Below are 18,355 nucleotides of genomic sequence, written 5' to 3'. Positions count from 1 at the left end.
ACGGCGCAACGACGTTCCCGATCTCTCGAAAATCTAGTCGAGCCATATGGAGACGGTCGTGGAGCCGCTGGTTGCGGCGCAGGTGTTGCAGGAGGGCATGGCACTGGTGTAGCCGCTGGCGGACGAGCGCGGCATCAGTGTCGTCGTAGTTAAAGCCGGTGCCAGCGGACTTGCGCACTCTCGATGACAGCGACGAAGGATCGAGCATATCCGCCAACCACCGCGGCAAGGTGTTCCGCCCCTTCTCGAGTCTCGGCATGGACGGCTCGAATATCGAAGGCACTGGCATCGGCTTGACCATCAACCGCCATCTCATCGAGCGCCTAGGCGGCAATCTTGATTTCGACAGCAAGGCCGACGAGAGTGGTGCCTGCTGGCTAGAGTAGCCTATTACGTCCCGATAGGCTGGCCATGGGCCCCGGCGAGACCGTAAACTAGGCACACGATCAGAATCTTTTGGAGCGCGGGCCGGTAACCGCTGCTGAGACGGTGAGCGTACGCGACGACATTCTTTTGAAGGGACGGGATTGGCTTTTCGTCTTTTTTCTGTTGGCCATCGCCACTTATGTAGTGCTGCTTATCCTGGCCTATGAGCTGCACCCGGAGGCCTTTGCCGTTGGCGTGACGATGCTCGATGCCCTGCCGCTTGATCCATTTTGTCTGGTGCGGCTCGAGTGCGGGTCGAGCGAGCCGGGGCCGGGACTCGTCCTCGTCCGGCGCATCAATCTGCTGGTGTTGCCGACGCTGGTTGCGGGCTTGGTCTATAACACTATCGACCTGCGGCATCGGTTAGAGGCGCTGCCACTTGGCAATTGGCTGTTCAGTCTCATCAGCCTTGCCGCACTACCAGCGCTGCTGGTCACAGGCTGCCCTGTGCTGTGGCAAGAGCAGGTGCTGCCAGTGCTTGCTGAAGGTATCGCCTTCGCCCACGCGCACACTGCCGCTGCCGCCGTCTACGCCATCGTGCTGCTCTCGCTCTGCAACAGCGTGACATTAATCCCAGCGGCCGTGTTCAGATGGATCGTGCCGCGCCGAAAGGTTGAAGTCGCATCCGAATCGGTCGACGTCGCATAGTGCGACTGTACCATGGGTACGATCGCGCGCTTTGCTAGACTTTTTGCTAAACCAACCGGAGGGTGAGAAAAAGAGCTTAAAAATCTTTCGTGCACTTAACAGGGCGTCTAGCCGTGGTAAATATTCAACTTAAATTTTCTCTTGAGGCGTTATTTCCCTGACCAGTTCTGCTTCGAACACCTCAATCTCAGTTGCGGTGTCTAAGTTAAAGGTGAAAGTCAGTTTTTGTTCTAAACCCTCGCGCGTACTTGAATTCTCGAAACCTATCTCCAGCGCTTCTCTTCTATCTTCTCAGGGCAACCGAGAAAGATTCAGAGAACTAAAATAGGTCCCAGTTTTCCATACTGGGACCTATTTAGTTTTGTTCTCTTCTCTCAGGCTACCTAGTTCTGAAATTGTCAATAAGCACCAACATTCAGTATGTCCAGATCAGCCTTGAGGATGCTTAACTATGGCAACTCGTAAGTGAGGCTTTGGCGACAATTCATTCCGCCATTATCAGCAGGTCCTGCCGCATCGCATTCCCATGGTCCGCTACCGCTGATGCCAGCGTATTTCCCCGTGCCTCCGACGATTGTATTTATTCCCTTGTTAGCAACGATATCACCAGTGAACGAAGTAAAAATTCTGTCCCCATTCTGGTCCCCGAAGTAACAATTACCTTTGTTCGTTGCGCCGCAAGGGTTCGCAATAAAGGTCACGACGCAAAGTGCACGTCCCTCGTGCAGCGGGCCGGCACCAGTTGTGTTGAAAGTCGCGCCAACCGCTTGGGCATGGCCAATGGCATACCCGTCCGCCTGTGGTGCTAGGGTTGGACCGTCAAAAACCCAGCCAGTCACCCAACTTATAGTGCCTGATTTTGGAAGGTCGTCTGCAATTACAGCGGTACTAAAGGATGCTACGAGTAAACTCGTTAACAGGCTCCCTAAAAGATTTTTCATTATTGTCTCCTCCTCTATTTTCGCATTTGATAATAACACATAAAAAGCAATAAATCTCTGCTAGAACATGAGGCAGCATGTCTACTTAAGTTTAGAGAGGGTTTCACATTTTAGGATGAGTATTTTGCCTACTTGAAGAAGACGTATAGCAGGCATTGAGATAATTGAGAATTCGTGATTACGGGATGAAAAAATAGTAAGAACAAAAATATCGTTACTGATTTTTATTTTGAAAGGTGGATCTCGAATCAACAGCAATAGGACAAGGGCAATATTGTGAATTAGTAACATCCTCGATGCTCATGGCCTTACCCCGCCAATTCCCGGCTCCGATCCGTCGCCGCCTGTACCGCTTTCGTCATCAGCGCATTCAGCCCATCGCCGGCCATCAGCACGGCGAGTGCCGCGGCGGTGGTGCCGCCGGGGCTGGTGACGTTGCGGCGCAGAATTTCGGCGTCCTCGTCGGAGCGAAAGGCGAGTTCGCCGGCGCCTGAGACCGTGGCGGTGGCGAGGCTGGCGGAAAGCTCAGGCTTTAGGCCGGCGGCGATGCCGGCAGCGGTCAGGCTTTCTATCATCAAGAAGACATAGGCCGGGCCACTGCCCGAGACGCCGGTTACTGCGTCCATGTCGTCTTCGTCGTCGATCCAGGCAACCTCGCCGACGGCTTCGAGCAGGTGCGTGCACAGCGCAATCTGCTCGGTCTCGGCACGGGCGTTGGGGCAGCAGACGGTAATGCCGCGGCCCACTGCTGCGGGCGTGTTGGGCATAGCACGGATGATGGCCGTCGTGTCGCTGAGGGCCTCCTCGAATAATGCTAGACGGGTACCGGCCGCGATCGAGAGGAAGGCCGAAGCAGGAGTCGTTGTGGCGAAGCGGCGGTAGTCGCCAACCACATCACCGATCACCTGGGGCTTTATGGCGAACAGTACCAGCGCCGGGGTTTCGTCGATGTCGGCCGGATCGGCCACTACACGAACGCCGTGGCGGCCGTTCAAGTCACGTGCAGCGCCCAGCGACGGCTCGACCACGATGACGTCGTCGGCGGAAATGCCACCCTTGTCCAGCCAGCCCGCCAGCAGGGCGCCGCCCATTTTGCCGCCGCCGACAAGCACGAGTAGCCCTGCCATGGTGCTAGGCCTCGCCGATTGGCTCGATCAGCGCCGCCTCGATGGCGCCCTCGGCATCCTTGTCACCCCAGATGACGAACTGGAAGGCCGGATAGAAGCGGTCGCACTCGCTGCGCGCCGCATCCACCATCTCCTCAACCAGATCGGCCCCGACGGCGCTGCCGCGGCCTGCTAGAAGCGTATGCCGAAAAGTCGGCCAGCCCCCTTCCGACCAAAGTTCGAAATGGCCGAACCAAAGCTTTTCGTTGATTTTGGCGAGCAGCGGATAGACCACCTCGCGACGCTCGTCCGGCACGCGCATGTCGAGCGCACAGGTGTAGAACAGCGAGTGCGTCTCGCTGCGCCAGGCGAACCACATATGCAGATCGCACCACTGGCCGGTGATCTGCACTGCGATCTCGTCCTCGCCCTGGCGCTCGAATGACCACTCGTAGGAGAGCATCACTTCTTCGACGGTGTCGATCGGATGGATCGTGCCTTCGGGCTCCAGAACCGACAGCTTGGCCACCGCGGTGTCCTTTCGTGAAGATTGTCTAATCGGCAGTCTAAATCGCGCATATTGTGGGTGATCATACGACCGACCACAACATTCAGTAGGGTGCCAGAAGTCGGTTAGGAACGCAAGCGCCGAGGGTGCGAGTTGCGCAAGCGGTACCGTCAGTCCTGCCTGCTTACTGCGGGGACAGAAAACCTAATTCGCTTTCGCACTTTCGGCAGGTCACGAGTCAGAATTAGGTACGCTGTCCCCGTAATAGGCTTCCATCGAGTTAAGGCGTGGTCTGCGCGACTAGTCGGTGCCCTTGCTTTTCGGCTTGTGGGTACGTTTTCGCGCCGCCGGCCTGGCCGGCCTGGCGAACTTCGTCTCCAGCGCCTTGATGCGCCTGGTCAGTTCGGCGTTCTCCGTCCTTGCTGCTTCGGCCATGGCTTGGACGGCCTCGAATTCGTCGCGGCGAACCAGATCCATGCCGATCAGCATGTGCTCGACCTGCTCGCGCAAACGCGCCTCCATCTCCTCGCGCAGCGCTGTGAAAGACGACATGGCGCCGCCGGCCATGCGCGTAAAATCCTCGAACAGGCGGTTGTCGTTGGGCATCGCGGCCTCCTGAGCTTGCGTTTGCCATAGACTTAAGCAGTGTGGGACCGTGGTGCAACTTGCTATAACGCTGCCATGATCGTGGTCACCGGCGGCGCCGGCTTCATCGGATCCCACATGGTCGCGGCGCTGGTGGCGCGCGGCGCGGAGGTCGTCGTGTGCGACGTGCTCGGCGATGGTGACAAGTGGCGTAACATCGCTGCGGTCGGGATTGCCGACATCATCCGGCCTGAGCGCTTATTCGCCTATCTGCGTCACCAGGCGCGAGACGACGGGCGCTGGGGGCGCGTCGAGGCGGTGGTACACATGGGTGCCAATTCGTCCACCACCGAGACCGATGTGGATCTGATCCTCAAGCAAAACTTCGGCTTCAGCCTGCGCCTTTGGCGCCAATGCAGCGGGCTAGGCCTGCGCTTGATCTACGCGTCTTCGGCGGCGACTTACGGCGACGGTAGCGCTGGCTTCGACGACGATCCGGCGCCCGAGGCGCAAGAGCGCTTGCGCCCGCTCAACGCCTATGGCTGGAGCAAGCTTGTCTTCGACCGCCGCGCGTTGGCGTTGGCAGGAAGTGAGACAACCCGGCCGCCGCAATGGGCCGGGCTCAGGTTCTTCAACGTCTACGGCCCCAACGAGGGCCACAAGGGCTGCATGAAGAGCGTCGTCGCCCAGAAATACCCCGCCGTACGTGACGACCAACCGCTGACACTGTTTCGCTCGCACAATCCCGACTATGCTGACGGCGGCCAGATGCGCGATTTTGTTTATGTCGGCGATTGCGTTGCTGTGATGCTCTGGCTACTCGATAATCCGCAGGTCAACGGACTGTTCAACGTTGGGACGGGCAAGGCGCGCAGCTTCCTCGATCTCGCCCGCGCCATCTATGCCGCCATGGGAAAAGCGGAGAACATCAACTATATAGACACGCCCGGGCATATTCGCTCGCAGTACCAGTATTTCACTGAGGCGAAGCTCCAGCACCTGCGCGCTGCCGGTTTCAGCGCCCCCTTCACTAGCCTTGAAGACGGTGTCGCTGCCACCGTCCGCGCCTATCTCGACGAAGGCTGACGTCGGTGGAGTGGCTTGCCGCGCTGGCCTTTCCCGCCATCGATCCGGTGGCCGTTGCGATCGGCCCCTTCGCCATACGCTGGTACGCGCTGGCCTATATCGCCGGACTGGTGCTCGGCTGGACTTACGTCAAGCGTCTGGCGCGCCGCGGCGTGAGCAGCCTAGACGAGGCGACGATCGATGACCTGCTAGTTTGGGTCGCGCTCGGGGTCATCCTCGGCGGTCGGCTTGGCTATGTGCTGTTCTATTGGCCCGGCTATTACCTGCCCAACCCGCATGAGATTCTCATGGTCTGGCGGGGCGGCATGGCCTTCCATGGTGGCTTGCTGGGGGTCGCGGTGGTCACAGTCTGGTTTGCCCGCCGGCGAGCCCTCTCGCCGTTGGTGGTCGCCGACACGGTGGTGGCGGCGATCCCCATCGGGCTGTTCTTCGGACGCATCGCGAATTTCATCAACGGCGAGCTTTGGGGGCGTACTAGCAATGTGCCTTGGGCCATACACTTTCCCGGCGCCGGACTGTTTCCTCGCCATCCGAGCCAGCTTTACGAGGCGGCTCTGGAAGGCTTGGTATTGTTTGTATTGCTCACCTGGCTCGTATACTGCCGTGGCGCGCTGGCCAAGCCGGGTATGCTGACCGGTGCCTTTCTTGCCGGCTATAGCCTGGCGCGCGGTTTTGTCGAATTTTTCCGCCAACCCGATGAGCATATCGGATTTCTGCTCGGGCCGGTGACCATGGGCCAGTTGCTCTGCCTGCCGATGCTGATTGTCGGCGTCTGGTTGATTCTGCGGACGCGCCGCGCATGAGCATCCTGGCTGACAGCCTGCGCCGCGATATCGCCGTCGGTGGGCCGATAACGGTGGCTCGCTTTATAGCCGAGGCGCTGGGCCATCGGGCGCACGGCTACTATGCCGGCGGCGGACGCGATCCGCTCGGCGTTGCGGGCGATTTCATCACCGCACCCGAGATCTCACAGATGTTTGGCGAGCTGATCGGGCTCTGGTTTGTCGATACGTGGCAGGCGATGGGAGCACCAGAGCCTTTCCGCCTGGTCGAGCTCGGGCCGGGGCGCGGCACTTTGATGGTGGACGCCCTGCGGGCCGCGGCCAAAGTCCCGGAGTTTGGCGGTGCCGCGACCCTGCATCTGATCGAGCGTAGCGGCGCCTTGCGTGAACGCCAGCGGCAGACCCTGTCTTGCCAGGCGCCACACTGGCACAACGATTTTTCCGAGGTGCCCGAGGGCCCGGCCATCGTCATCGCCAACGAGTTTTTCGATGCGTTGCCGGTGCATCAGTTCGCTGCCACGCCATGCGGCTGGCGCGAGCGCCTGGTCGGCTTGGCCGAGGACAGTGAGGGTTTCGCGCTGCGCCTAGCACCCGGTCCGACACCGGCGCTCGCCCTGCTCTTGGCCCTGGAGGCTGATGAGACAGGCGTCGCCGAGGTTTGTCCGGCTGGCCTGACCTTGGCGGGTGAGATTGCCACCCGCGTCGCGGTCGAGGGTGGCGCCGCCCTGGTCATCGATTACGGCCGCAACGGCGCCAGCGGCGATAGTCTGCAGGCTGTACGCGGCCATTGCCGGCACGACCCGCTCAGCGATCCCGGCGAGGTTGATCTCACTGCACTAGTCGATTTCGCGGCCCTTACCCGCAGTGCGGCGGAGGCTGGGGCTGCGGTACACGGACCGGTCCCGCAAGGGGCGTTTCTGCGGGCTCTCGGCATCGAGATGCGCGCCGCTGCGTTGTCTCGCGTGGCCGATGAAAGCCAGATAGTCGATATCACTTCAGCATTATCGCGTCTGACCTCGCCTGAAGGCATGGGCGAGTTGTTTCAGGTGCTAGCCATTGCGGATCCGCTGCTGCCGGTCCCGGCGGGGCTTGCAGCGTGAGCACGCTGGCCATCACCGCTAAGGCCCTATCGGGCGATGGCGTCGCACACGGCTTTTTCACGCGCCAGGGCGGTGTCTCGGACGGCCTCTACGAGTCGCTTAACTGTGGGTCGGGCTCGCGCGACGCCGCGGCGTGTGTGCTCGAGAATCGGCGCCGCGCGGCCGCAGCTCTGGGTCTCGGTGTTCTGCGCACCTGCCATCAGGTCCATGGTACGCGCGTCTTTACGGTTGAGGACGTGGCCACCGAAAGTGGCATCGAGGCCGATGCACTGGTCACGCGCGCTCGTGGTATCGCGCTCGGCGTGCTCACTGCTGACTGTGCGCCGGTGCTGCTGCACGATGCCGTCGCTGGGGTGGTCGGTGCGGCCCATGCTGGCTGGCGTGGGGCGCTTGACGGGGTGCTGGAGAAAACCGTCGGGGCGATGGAGAGGCTTGGCGCGTCCCGCGCCGCGCTTGTCGCCGTGGTCGGGCCCTGCATTGCGCAGGCCTCCTACGAGGTTGGGCCAGACTTTCCGGGTGCGTTTCGTGACCATGAGGCGGCGGATGGGTGCTTTTTTGAGCCGGCGCCGCGTCCAGGCCATTGGCAATTCGATTTGCCAGGTTATGTCGTGGCGCGTCTTGCAAGATTGGGGCTAGGCGAGGCGGTCGCGCTCGGCCATGATTCTTATGACGAACAAGACCGTTTCTTCAGTTATCGCCGTGCTTGCCATCGCGGTGAGGATGATTACGGTCGCTGTCTGTCGGCCGTAGCTCTAGCGTGAGATATGCTCTGAATGCCCTATCTGGTCATCTTCGTGACCCTTTTGTTCATTTGTATGGCGGCGAGTTGCGTGCTGGTCTGATCTGTGCCCTGGCGGCTGTTCTGTTGCTTGCTTGTCAGTCGCGCCCGCATGTCTTCCGCCCCGGCGATCGCGAGCAGGGATTGGCAGCGCTTGACGGCGTGGCCGACAAGCTTGGAGTGTTCGTGGCCGGCATCGACCAGGCGCCGCCACCGCTCGATGCAGCCGTGCGCGAGGGCCTGGCGGCGCGGCTCGGCGAGCTCGATATTGCAGCCAGCGCTGGCGCCGCCAATCGTCACAGCTATTTGCTGTCTTGCGTGCTCACCGGCTCCACCGCCGAGCCGGTGCTGGCCTGGCGCCTGATCGATGCCGAAGGCCTGGTCGTGGGCCTGGTCGATCAGGTGTTGCCGGGAGATGTTGCCGCTTGGACGCGGGCCGATCCCAAGCTGGCTGGGCGCATCGTTGACGGCGCGGCGCCGCGCCTGGCGGCGATTATTCGTGACAATACGGTGCCTGTCGCTGCAGCAGTGCCGTCCCCCACCTTGCCTTCGCTTGCCTTGCTGCCGGTGACCGGGGCGCCAGGCGACGGCGCGATTTCACTGGCTGGGGCTCTGCGGGCGATCCTCCGAGCGGCTGGGGTAGGCGTCCTGCCCGAGGATGAGGCGGATATGGTGGTGGCCGGTGTGGTCACAGTCAAGCCCGGCGAGCGCGGCGATCTTATCTCCCTGAAATGGACAGTGCGCGACGGCGATGGCAATTCTCTCGGCGCGGTCGATCAAGCCAACCGTATCCCTTCAGGTAGCCTTGACGGAGCTTGGGGCGAGACGGCGGAAGCGGTGGCCTTCGGGGCCGCCGAGGGCATTGTTACCGTCTTACACGAGGCTGCACGCAAACCGTGATTTACAGGCGTCCGCCAGCTTGCTAAGTTCCGCGCCCGTTCGCCAGTGTGGCGAGGCGAAAATGGCACGCGGACGCCAATCGGGACCAGCTAGAATGAAAATAGTCGCGGGCAATAGCAATCCGTCCCTAGCCAAGGCGGTGGCGACCTTCTGCAATTTGCCGCTGGTCAATGCCAGCATTCGCCGCTTTTCGGACCAGGAAGTCTTCGTCGAGATTCACGAGAACGTGCGCGGCGAAGACATGTTTCTTGTTCAGGCGACGTCATATCCGGCGAACGACAACCTGATGGAGCTGCTGGTCACGCTGGATGCGCTCAAGCGCGCGTCGGCACGGCGTATCACGGCGGTGGTACCCTATTTCGGCTATGCCCGCCAGGATCGTAAGCCGGGGCCGCGGACGCCGATCTCGGCCAAGCTGGTGGCCAATCTGATCACCACCGCTGGCGCCGACCGCATGCTGACCATCGACTTGCATGCCGGCCAGATTCAAGGTTTTTTCGATATCCCGGTGGACAATTTGTTTGCTGCGCCAGTGATGATCGCCGATATCCAGGCAACCTATGCCGGCGACGATCTCGTGGTCGTGTCACCGGACGTCGGTGGTGTAGTTCGCGCCCGTGCTGTGGCCAAGCGCATTGACGCCGATCTTGCCATCGTCGATAAGAGGCGCGAGCGTGCCGGCGTTTCCGAGGTGGTGAACATCATCGGCGATGTTGACGGCCGACGCTGCATTCTGGTGGACGATATTGTCGATTCAGCCGGCACCTTGTGCAATGCTGCGGTGGCGCTCAGGGAGGCTGGTGCCACGTCCGTCATCGCCTATGTCACCCACGGTGTTCTGTCGGGTGGTGCGGTGGCGCGGGTGGCCGCATCGGAGCTGGAGATGATAGTAATTACCGACACCGTCCTGGCCACCGAGGCGGTGCGCCTGACAAACAACATTCGGGTCCTGTCGATGTCGGAGCTCATGGCGGAGGCAATGCGGCGGATCAGTGAGGAAAGCTCGGTTTCCAGCCTGTTCGACTGAACCGGGCGGTGGCCGAGAAGAAAGTGAAGGAGTTCGAGCGATGGCAGACGTCGTGACCTTAAGCGCCGAAACGCGCGCCACGCGCGGCAAAGGCGGCGCGCGGGCGCTGCGCCGCGAGGGCCGAGTGCCGGGTATCGTCTATGGCTCGAGCATGGAGCCGGTGCCGGTATCGCTGGCGCTCGACGACCTCAATGCCGAATATGGGCGCGGCGGGTTTTTCAGCCGGCACTATTCGCTGGCGCTCAACGGTGAGACACTGCGCGTGCTGCCGCGCGAGGTGCAGACCCATCCGGTCAGCGATGTGCCGTTGCATGTCGATTTCTTGCAGCTCGTCTCGGGCGCACGCATCAATGTTGATGTGGCGGTGCGCTTTATCAATGAGGAGGAGTCGCCGGGCTTGCGCCGCGGCGGTGTCGTCAATGTCGTTCGTCATACGGTCGAGCTGAATTGCAGCGTTGATGCCATCCCCGAGTCCCTGGTGATCGACCTCGAGGGTCTCGAGATCGGCGACTCGGTGCATATTTCGGCGATCACTTTGCCCGAGGGTGCCGTGCCCACCATCACCGACCGCGACTTTACGGTAGCGACCGTCGCTGCACCGACCGTGGTACGTGACGAGGCCATAGCCGCGGCCGCGGCAGCCGAGGCCGAGGCCGAGGCCGAGCTCGACGAAGAAGGTCTCGAGCTCGAGGGCGAAGAGGCTCTCGAGGGGGAAGACGCCGCAGTCGAAGAGGAAGCGGGCGGCGACGAAGACTGAGCACTTCGCGCACGCCTCACCACAGCCTGTTATGCTCCTGTTTGCCGGTCTCGGAAACCCTGGACCGGAGCATGCTCGGAACCGTCACAATGTGGGCTTCATGGCGCTCGACGCCATTGTGCAACGTTATGGCTTTGCACCGTATCGGGCGCGCTTCCACGGCCTCGTGGCCGACGGGTCCATCGACGGTGAGCGTGTCGTAGCCGTCAAGCCCCGTACCTACATGAACCGCTCCGGCATTGCCGTCGGCGAGGCGGCACGCTTCTACAAGCTTGACGGTGAGGACGTGGTGGTGCTGCACGACGAGCTCGATCTCGCGCCCGGCAAGATCAGGATCAAGGTCGGCGGCAGCACGGCGGGCCATAATGGACTGCGCAGCATCGACAGCCATTATGGCAAGACCTATCGGCGCCTGCGTATCGGCATAGGGCATCCGGGCGACCAGCGCAGGGTCCACTCCTATGTGCTGAACGATTTTAGCCGTGACGATCAGGAGTGGCTTGACCCGCTGTTGTCTGCCATGGCTGAGGCGGCGCCGCATCTGGCGCGGCATGATGATGGCGGTTTCATGAACCGGGTGCAGGTGATCCTCAATCCACGGTCCCGCCGAGACAACGAGAACGATGGCAACCATGGGGTTTAGGTGCGGCATCGTCGGCCTACCCAATGTCGGCAAATCGACTTTGTTCAATGCTCTTGCCGGCGCCGCGGCGGCTGAGGCCGCGAACTATCCCTTTTGCACCATTGAGCCCAATGTTGGGCGCGTGCCGGTGCCTGACGCACGGTTGCTACGGGTTGCCGAGATTGCCAAGTCGACACGTGCCGTGCCTACCCACATCGATTTCGTCGATATTGCAGGGTTGGTGTCGGGTGCCAGCTGCGGTGAGGGGCTCGGCAACACCTTCCTCTCCCATATCCGCGAGGTCGATGCGATTGTGCATGTGCTGCGTTGCTTCGAGAATGACGATATCAGCCATGTCTCTGGGACCGTAGATCCGCTGGCCGACGCTGAGATTGTCGATACCGAACTCATGCTTGCGGACCTGCAAAGCCTTGAGAGGCGGCGCGAAGGCCTGGTCAAGCGCACCCGCGGCGGCGATGGCGATGCAGAAACGACCCTAGCGCTGGTCGATAGGGCTATGCCCCTGTTGGCGGACGGTATCCCCGCACGTGCGCACGAGGTGAGCGAGGGGGCGGAGGCGCTGTGGCGTCAGATGCAACTGCTTACGGCCAAACCCGTTCTCTATGTCTGCAATGTCGACGAGAACTCGGCTGCGGGCAACGACTTCAGCGCAAAGGTCGAGGCGATGGCGGCCGAGCAGGGGGCCGAAGTCGTGGTGATCTCTGCCGCTATCGAATCTGAGATAGCCCAACTCACCGACGCCGACGAGAAGCAGGATTTTCTCGACAGCCTGGGTCTCGAGGGCTCGGGGCTTGTCCGGCTCGTGCAAGCTGGCTACCGCCTGCTCGGCCTTATAACGTTTCTGACCGCCGGGCCCAAGGAGACCCGCGCCCGGACGGTCGCCGAGGGCGCTAGCGCCGTCGACGCGGCGGCAGTCATTCACACCGACTTCGCCCGCGGCTTCATCTGCGCCGAGACCATCGCCTATGTTGACTATATACGCGTCGGAGGTGAGTTGAAGGCCAAGGAAACCGGTCTCATGCGCCAGGAGGGACGCGACTATCGCCTGCACGACGGCGACGTTATCCTGTTTCGCTTCAATGTGTAAATCCGCGCGTCTCTGCTATAAGAAGAAGCGGAACATGGGAGAGGGACGGGTGATGGTCGGGATGAAGACTGCCAACGACCACACATTCGACGCCTACCATGTGCCGGCCGCGCCGTCGGCGGCGGTCTCTTACCCGCTAACTCGGCCCTGATTTTCGAGGTCGAGCTGTTGGAGATCGAATAGCATGGCTGCGACGGGCGATGCTGTCGGCATTATCGGCGGCAGCGGGGTCTATGACCTCGACGGCTTCGAGGATGCGGAATGGCAGACGGTCGAGACGCCGTTCGGGGCGCCGTCCGACGCGATGCTGCAGGGTACGCTCGACGGTCAGCGCCTGGTCTTCCTGCCGCGCCACGGCCGCGGCCACAGAGTGCCGCCGAGCGAGCTTAATTTCCGCGCTAATATCGATGCCTTGAAGCGGGCCGGCTGCTCGCAGGTGATATCGGTCAGCGCCGTCGGCTCGCTCAAGGAGGAACTTTCGCCGGGCACCTTCGTGCTGGTGGATCAGTTCATCGATCGCACATTTGCGCGTGTGAAGAGCTTTTTCTCGAGCGGTATGGTGGGCCATGTCTCGATGGCGCATCCTGTTTGTGGGCGCCTCGGCGAGCATCTGATGCGGGGCGCGGCCGAGGCCGGCGTCTCGATGGTGCGCGGTGGCACCTATCTGGTGATGGAGGGTCCTCAATTCTCCACTCTCGCCGAGTCTGAGCTCTATCGCAGCTGGGGCTGCGATGTCATCGGCATGACCAATATGCCCGAGGCTAAGCTCTCCCGCGAGGCGGAGATGTGCTACGCAACCGTCGCCATGGTCACCGATTACGACTGCTGGCATCCCCATCATGACGATGTCACGGTCGATGCCATCATTGCAGTGCTATTGGCCAACGCGGACAATGCACGCTCGCTGGTCAAGGCGACCGTGCCCCATGTCCATGGTGACAGCGCGCGGCCCTGCGCGCGCGGCTGCCAGACGGCGCTCGATACTGCACTGATCACCGCGCCAGAGGCGCGCGACCCCGAGATATTGGCCAAACTTGACGCGGTCGCGGGGCGGGTGCTCTAGGAGAATCTCATGACGATTGGAGGACGCGGCATTCTCAAATACGGTGCCATCGGCATCGTGGCTAGCTAGACCTCGAATTGTTACGGCTCGAAGTGGCACATTGCCCTCGCTAAGAGCAGTGCCGGTCGAGTTGATCTCTCTGTAATGCTCTGGCCTGATCAGGTTGCCTTCGTGGGCAAAAAAGTTCTCGTCCTGCGGCTTCTCGGGGAAGGTTGCGGCTTGGGCTGCGGCCGTGCAGACGGCGATGGGAATCGATAGAAGCAGGTTTAGCGTCTTGCGCATGATACCTCAGGTTAACCACAACCCCTGGAAGTATCGTGCAATCAACAGTTGAAGTTTAGTCAGGCCATTCCCACCGAGGGTTTGCTGCGGCGGATGCCGTAGGCGGAGTGGACCACGAGGGCGCCGAGGATGATGCCGCCGCCGAGGAATGTGGTTTGGCCGGGAACTTCGCCAATGCCGATCCAGACCCAGAGCGGTGAGATCACCACTTCGAGCAGGGTCAGTAGGCCCACCTCCGCCGGCGTCAATAAAGGCGCACCGCGAGCGAACAACAGAAAGCCGAGCGCCAGCTGAAAGACCCCCATGCCGGCGAGCAGCGCGAAATCCACAGGCCCAGGTGAGCCGATGGTTGCAAATGGCAGGGCGGTGAGGGCAGCGAATACCCCTGCTAGGCCCATGGCCGGCACCATGTCCACATGCTTGGCACGGCGCATAAGCACAATGGCGAGGCCGAAACACAGCGCCACGCCAAGGGCGAGTAGGTTGCCGAGTCTGGCCGTTCCCGCAAAAGCCGCGTCGCGTGGGCCGAGCAGCATGACCAGCACGCCGCCGCTGGCCACGGCGAGTGCCATGACGGTGTGGATGCGCGGGCGCTCGCCAAGCAGTAACCAGCCGAAGCTGGCCGCCACCAGGGGTGCTGCGCTCATGAGAACGAGCGCGTTTGCCACCAGGGTGAGGCTGATCGCCATGACGTAAAGGATGAACGTGGCGGCAATCAGCGCAGCCACCAAAATGCCTACGCCGCCAAGCGCGCGCACGGCCTGCGGGGCGCGAGCGCCATAATGCCACAGCACGAAGGTGGTTATGGTCAGTGCCAGGAAGCTCGAGCGCCAGAACACCGCCGTCCATTCGGAGACATCGATGATGCGCAGTAGAATACCGCTCGTGCTCCAGCACAGCGTGGCCCCGAGTACGAAGGCTATGCCGTGGGCCTTGCTGCCGGTCTCGATCGCTAGTGAGGACTCGGGTGTCGGCATAACGAATTGATATACTGACCAGAATGGGCGAATCGTGAAAAGATGACTTCGCCCGCTTCAATAGAGATTTTGCCCGCCTCTTCCAACCGGAACGATTGACCCTCGGGTTGATGTCCCCCATCGAGGCCTACGGCCACGCCCATTGGAACATGCCGATCATGGCCGGCCAAGTGACGCGCCTCGGCCGTGCCGACATCATTAACGTGGCCGCAACAGCATATGCGGCGATCAGAGCTCGGATACCGATCGGCCTGCAAGTCGTCGTCTAGTGCACGTCTTTCCAAACCTTGCGCTTAGTGGCGTAGAATAAGCCGGTCATGATCAGCACGAAAAGCATGACCTTCAGGCCCATGTTCTTGCGCCGCTCCATGCCGGGCTCCGAAGCCCAGGCTAGGAAGGTGACAACGTCGCGCGCTTCCTGCTCGATCGAGGTCTCGGTGCCGTCGGCATATTCCACGTCCTCGCCCCACAAGGGCTGCGGCATGGCGATCTGGTGGCTGGGAAAATAGGGGTTGTAGGTCAGGCCGTCGCTCAGCTCGAGTTCCTCTGGGGGCTCGTCATAGCCAGTCATGAGCGCATAGATGTAGTTGGCGCCATCATGGCGCGCCTTGACCATCAGCGAGAGGTCTGGCGGCGCCTTACCATTGTTCATCGCGGCTGCGGCCTTTTCGTTGGCATAGGGCTCGGGAAAGGTGTCTGTCGGCCGCGCCGCGCGCATGAACATCTCGCCCTCGTCGTCGGGACCGTCCTCTACCTCGAACTGCGCCGCTATGGCATCGATTTGGTCCTCGTCGTAGCCGAGGTCGGCTAGATCGCCGTACCGCAGATACTTGGCGCCGTGGCACTGGGCGCAGATCTCTAGGAAGACCTGCAGCCCACGCTGAGCCTCGGCGCGATCGTAATGGCCGAAGATGCCGTTGAAGCTCCAATGTTCCGTGAGCGGATGCTCGGCATTGCCCGCTGCCTGCACTCCGCCCGTGGCCAGGCACAGCACGGTCGCCGCCACGGCGGTGCGAAGCCCAAGTTCCATGCCCATCATGCAGTCCCCCCGGCACCGCTTTTCAAGACCGGCTCCGACAGGCTCGTCGGCACCGGCCTGGTCTGCTCGAAGCGCGACAAGAGCGGCACGAACACCACGAAATGCACGAAATAGTAGAGCGTGGCGATCTGCCCCAGATGCACATACTGGAAGCCGTCCGTGCCGGAGAAGACGGGATCGCTCGGCACCTTGCCACCGACGATGCCAAGGATGATGGAGTCGGTCACCAGAATCCAGAACATGTACTTGTAGACTGGGCGGAAGCGAGCGCTGCGCACCGGTGAGCGATCAAGCCAGGGCAGGGCCAACAGGATCAGGATAGAGGCGAACATGAGGATCACGCCGATCAGCTTGGCCGAGAGGAACCAGACGTCAAAGGTAGCCGAGCGCAGGATGGCGTAGAACGGCAGGAAGTACCATTCAGGAACGATGTGCGAGGGCGTCACCAGGGGGTCGGCTGGAATGTAGTTGTCCGGATGGCCCATATAGTTTGGCGCGAAGAAGACGAAGGCAAAAAAGGCGATAAAGAAGACGCCGACGCCGTACAGGTCCTTCACCGTGTAATAGGGATGGAAGGGCAGCGTGTCCTTGTCGCCTTTAGTCTCGATGCCGATTGGATTGTTTGAGCCGAAACGGTGGAGTGCCCACAGGTGCAGCACGACCAGCGCGACGATGACGAAAGGCAGCAAGTAATGCAGGCTGTAGAAGCGCTGCAGTGTCGGATTGCCGACCGCGAAGCCGCCCCACATCCATTCGACGATGTCCGTTCCCACTAGGGGTATGGCGGAGAACAGGTTGGTAATCACCGTCGCGGCCCAGAAGCTCATCTGACCCCAGGGTAGTACGTAGCCCATGAAGGCCGTCGCCATCATTGCCAGTAGGATAAAAATACCGAGCCACCACAGGAGTTCGCGCGGCTCGCGATAGGAGCCGTAATAAAGGCCGCGGAAGATGTGGATGTAGACTACAGCGAAGAAAGCCGCGGCCCCGTTCGCATGCACGTAGCGCAGCAGCCAGCCATAGTTCACGTCGCGCATGATGTGCTCGGTGCTGTCGAAGGCCATCTCCACATGTGGCGTGTAGTGCATCGCTAACACGATGCCGGTGGCTAGCTGGATCACCAGCACCAGCCCGGCCAGTGAGCCGAAGTTCCACCAGTAATTCAGGTTCCGTGGCGTCCGGTAGATGACCACCGCGTGGTTCATCATGGTGAAGATCGGCATCCGGTAATCGATCCATTTGCCAACTCGCACAAACATCGAGGAATCGCTCATGCCCTGGGCCCCTCAGCCAATCTTGACGGTAGTATCGTCGAGAAAGACGTACTCCGGAATCAGCAGGTTCTCTGGCGCAGGGCCTTTGCGGATGCGGCCAGAGGTGTCGTAGTGCGAGGCGTGGCAGGGGCAAAACCAGCCGCCGTACTCGCCCGCATCGCCGAGGGGAATGCAACCGAGGTGGGTGCAAACGCCGACCATGATCAGCCACTGCGCCTTTTGCACCCGCTCCCCGTCAGGCTGCGGGTCGCGCAAGTCATCGAGTGGCACAGCCTTGGCCTCGGCGATTTCTTCGGCTGTGCGGTGACGCACGAAGACTGGCTTGCCGCGCCACATGACCTTGATAGACTGACCGATCTCGATGGCCGACAGGTCAACCTCTGTCGAGGCCAACGCGAGCACGTCGCGAGCCGGATTCATCTGGTGAATGAGCGGCCATACCGCGGCGACGGTACCGACCGTCGCAACCGCGGCTGTCGTCAGGTACAGGAAATCGCGCCGGGCCTCTCCATCTGGCCCGTGGGCAGTATTGTCGGTCATCCGGGATCCTTTTTCGCCACTCCGATAGGACGCCGCCTGTGTGCCTCAATCCGCGAGGGTTGTCCAGGGATATAGCCTGGAATCATAGCTCTTCCAGGGTAGCGCGCATGCCACGACTGTGTGTCTGCGCCGAGCCCGGTAGGGGATGTGAGTGACAGCGATACCACGAAGCAGAGGAGGGTCCGCAGCGTTGCCTGGTTCACCGAGTTGCGCAACCGCACTTGCACGGCCTTCAAGGCGCTCGAGGACAAGCTTTCCGCCGGGTCCCAGGCTGTGTGGCGCTAAAGCGGACGGCTTTGGGGACAAGGCCAGGGAGCGGCCGCGAGGCGCGGACAACATTGGAAATCGTATGGTCGAGAATTGAGATTCGTTCAGGGACTGATGAGGTGGTCCCACATTGTTGGACAGCTTGGCGGCGAAGTTAAGGTGTATTCCGCCTGCTGATCATGCCGCCAGAATCCTGTTTATCATGTCCGGTTGCTGTTGTTGAGCCTGTGGGGATGTGGGTAAGCCGTCAGGCTTATCCATCATATCCATAGGCCGCCTGGCGCCGTAGGCCTCCGCCGGCGTCCGGCCGTCGAGGGCGGAGTGTGGCCGCTCGGTGTTGTAGAAGCCGATCCATTCGCTGATCACCCACTGCGCCACGAAGCCATCCGTCAGTTCGTGCAGATAGACCGCCTCGTATTTGAGCGACCGCCACAGGCGCTCGATGAAGATGTTGTCCATACACCGGCCCCGGCCATCCATGGAGATACGGATGCCGGCATCCCCGAGCGCGCCGATGAAGTCGAAGCTGGTGAACTGGC

General features: G+C 61.4%; 23 protein-coding genes. 14 read left to right on the top strand and 9 right to left on the bottom strand.

Features of this window, described 5'->3' with window-relative positions; translation table 11 throughout:
• The first annotated feature begins 158 nt into the window (after positions 1-158).
• Positions 159-386, top strand: coding sequence for an ATP-binding protein (locus QF629_09395; GenBank protein MDP6013743.1), 228 nt, complete (start codon positions 159-161; stop codon positions 384-386).
• Between the two features lie 103 nt (positions 387-489).
• Complete coding sequence (locus QF629_09390; GenBank protein MDP6013742.1) at positions 490-1,074, top strand: hypothetical protein; 585 nt, start codon at positions 490-492, stop codon at positions 1,072-1,074.
• Positions 1,075-1,523: 449 nt separating this feature from the next.
• Here the strand turns inward: QF629_09390 and QF629_09385 are convergent, their stop codons facing one another.
• From QF629_09385 to QF629_09370, 4 genes are all read right to left on the bottom strand, one after another.
• On the bottom strand, positions 1,524-2,015 hold the full coding sequence (locus QF629_09385) for a hypothetical protein (protein MDP6013741.1): 492 nt from the start codon (positions 2,013-2,015) through the stop codon (positions 1,524-1,526).
• 308 nt (positions 2,016-2,323) lie between these two features.
• Entirely contained in the window at positions 2,324-3,142 is an 819-nt protein-coding gene (proC, locus tag QF629_09380) for a pyrroline-5-carboxylate reductase (GenBank protein ID MDP6013740.1), read from the bottom strand.
• A gap of 4 nt (positions 3,143-3,146) precedes the next feature.
• Positions 3,147-3,650 (bottom strand): YbjN domain-containing protein, encoded by a 504-nt coding sequence (locus QF629_09375; GenBank protein ID MDP6013739.1) that lies wholly within the window; start codon positions 3,648-3,650, stop codon positions 3,147-3,149.
• A gap of 279 nt (positions 3,651-3,929) precedes the next feature.
• Positions 3,930-4,235, bottom strand: coding sequence for an accessory factor UbiK family protein (locus QF629_09370; protein ID MDP6013738.1), 306 nt, complete (start codon positions 4,233-4,235; stop codon positions 3,930-3,932).
• 75 nt (positions 4,236-4,310) lie between these two features.
• On the opposite strand from QF629_09370, the gene rfaD reads away from it, so the two are divergent.
• The 10 genes from rfaD (at position 4,311) to QF629_09320 (ending at position 13,437) form a co-directional block, all read left to right on the top strand.
• Positions 4,311-5,300: an ADP-glyceromanno-heptose 6-epimerase gene (gene rfaD / locus QF629_09365; GenBank protein ID MDP6013737.1), complete on the top strand. Its 990-nt coding sequence runs from the start codon at positions 4,311-4,313 to the stop codon at positions 5,298-5,300.
• Between the two features lie 5 nt (positions 5,301-5,305).
• Positions 5,306-6,103: a prolipoprotein diacylglyceryl transferase gene (gene lgt / locus QF629_09360; protein MDP6013736.1), complete on the top strand. Its 798-nt coding sequence runs from the start codon at positions 5,306-5,308 to the stop codon at positions 6,101-6,103.
• The gene (locus QF629_09355) at positions 6,100-7,182 is read left to right on the top strand and encodes an SAM-dependent methyltransferase (GenBank protein ID MDP6013735.1); all 1,083 of its coding nucleotides are present in this window, start codon (positions 6,100-6,102) and stop codon (positions 7,180-7,182) included. The genes lgt and QF629_09355 overlap by 4 nt, the downstream gene beginning before the upstream one ends.
• Before the next feature lie 5 nt (positions 7,183-7,187).
• The gene (gene pgeF / locus QF629_09350) at positions 7,188-7,943 is read left to right on the top strand and encodes a peptidoglycan editing factor PgeF (GenBank protein ID MDP6013734.1); all 756 of its coding nucleotides are present in this window, start codon (positions 7,188-7,190) and stop codon (positions 7,941-7,943) included.
• A 65-nt stretch (positions 7,944-8,008) separates the two neighbouring features.
• On the top strand, positions 8,009-8,860 hold the full coding sequence (locus QF629_09345) for a hypothetical protein (protein ID MDP6013733.1): 852 nt from the start codon (positions 8,009-8,011) through the stop codon (positions 8,858-8,860).
• A 94-nt stretch (positions 8,861-8,954) separates the two neighbouring features.
• Positions 8,955-9,887, top strand: a complete 933-nt coding sequence (locus QF629_09340; protein ID MDP6013732.1) for a ribose-phosphate pyrophosphokinase — start codon at positions 8,955-8,957, stop codon at positions 9,885-9,887.
• A 40-nt stretch (positions 9,888-9,927) separates the two neighbouring features.
• Positions 9,928-10,644: a 50S ribosomal protein L25/general stress protein Ctc gene (locus QF629_09335; GenBank protein MDP6013731.1), complete on the top strand. Its 717-nt coding sequence runs from the start codon at positions 9,928-9,930 to the stop codon at positions 10,642-10,644.
• A 31-nt stretch (positions 10,645-10,675) separates the two neighbouring features.
• Complete coding sequence (gene pth / locus QF629_09330; GenBank protein MDP6013730.1) at positions 10,676-11,287, top strand: aminoacyl-tRNA hydrolase; 612 nt, start codon at positions 10,676-10,678, stop codon at positions 11,285-11,287.
• Entirely contained in the window at positions 11,277-12,374 is a 1,098-nt protein-coding gene (gene ychF / locus QF629_09325; protein ID MDP6013729.1) for a redox-regulated ATPase YchF, read from the top strand. Before pth ends, ychF begins: the two co-directional genes overlap by 11 nt.
• Positions 12,375-12,558: 184 nt before the next feature.
• Positions 12,559-13,437 (top strand): S-methyl-5'-thioadenosine phosphorylase, encoded by an 879-nt coding sequence (locus tag QF629_09320; protein MDP6013728.1) that lies wholly within the window; start codon positions 12,559-12,561, stop codon positions 13,435-13,437.
• A gap of 341 nt (positions 13,438-13,778) precedes the next feature.
• Here the strand turns inward: QF629_09320 and QF629_09315 are convergent, their stop codons facing one another.
• Positions 13,779-14,696, bottom strand: a complete 918-nt coding sequence (locus QF629_09315) for a DMT family transporter (GenBank protein MDP6013727.1) — start codon at positions 14,694-14,696, stop codon at positions 13,779-13,781.
• A 110-nt stretch (positions 14,697-14,806) separates the two neighbouring features.
• Here QF629_09315 and QF629_09310 point away from each other — a divergent pair, with 110 nt between their 5' ends.
• Entirely contained in the window at positions 14,807-14,965 is a 159-nt protein-coding gene (locus QF629_09310; GenBank protein MDP6013726.1) for a hypothetical protein, read from the top strand.
• Here QF629_09310 and QF629_09305 read toward each other — a convergent pair.
• From QF629_09305 to petA, 3 genes are read right to left on the bottom strand one after another with little or no spacing between them, the layout of a single operon-like run.
• Positions 14,962-15,735 carry a cytochrome c1 gene (locus QF629_09305; protein ID MDP6013725.1) on the bottom strand — a complete coding sequence of 258 codons (774 nt, stop codon included), beginning with the start codon at positions 15,733-15,735 and terminating at the stop codon, positions 14,962-14,964. The two genes, QF629_09310 and QF629_09305, sit on opposite strands and share 4 nt — an antisense overlap.
• Positions 15,732-17,009 carry a cytochrome b/b6 gene (locus tag QF629_09300; GenBank protein ID MDP6013724.1) on the bottom strand — a complete coding sequence of 426 codons (1,278 nt, stop codon included), beginning with the start codon at positions 17,007-17,009 and terminating at the stop codon, positions 15,732-15,734. The genes QF629_09305 and QF629_09300 overlap by 4 nt, the downstream gene beginning before the upstream one ends.
• A 12-nt stretch (positions 17,010-17,021) precedes the next feature.
• The gene (gene petA / locus QF629_09295; GenBank protein ID MDP6013723.1) at positions 17,022-17,549 is read right to left on the bottom strand and encodes a ubiquinol-cytochrome c reductase iron-sulfur subunit; all 528 of its coding nucleotides are present in this window, start codon (positions 17,547-17,549) and stop codon (positions 17,022-17,024) included.
• A gap of 147 nt (positions 17,550-17,696) precedes the next feature.
• Between petA and QF629_09290 the strand changes: the two genes are divergently transcribed.
• The gene (locus tag QF629_09290; protein ID MDP6013722.1) at positions 17,697-17,834 is read left to right on the top strand and encodes a hypothetical protein; all 138 of its coding nucleotides are present in this window, start codon (positions 17,697-17,699) and stop codon (positions 17,832-17,834) included.
• A gap of 159 nt (positions 17,835-17,993) precedes the next feature.
• Here the strand turns inward: QF629_09290 and QF629_09285 are convergent.
• Positions 17,994-18,355 (bottom strand): integrase core domain-containing protein (locus QF629_09285; protein MDP6013721.1); only part of this gene is annotated, 362 nt, incomplete at its 5' end.

The organism is Alphaproteobacteria bacterium, assembly GCA_030739735.1.
In the GTDB taxonomy this organism is placed as follows: domain Bacteria; phylum Pseudomonadota; class Alphaproteobacteria; order UBA7887; family UBA7887; genus UBA7887.
The sequence above is the reverse complement of the archived record's forward strand: the minus strand, read 5'-3'. Positions and strand labels throughout refer to the sequence as shown.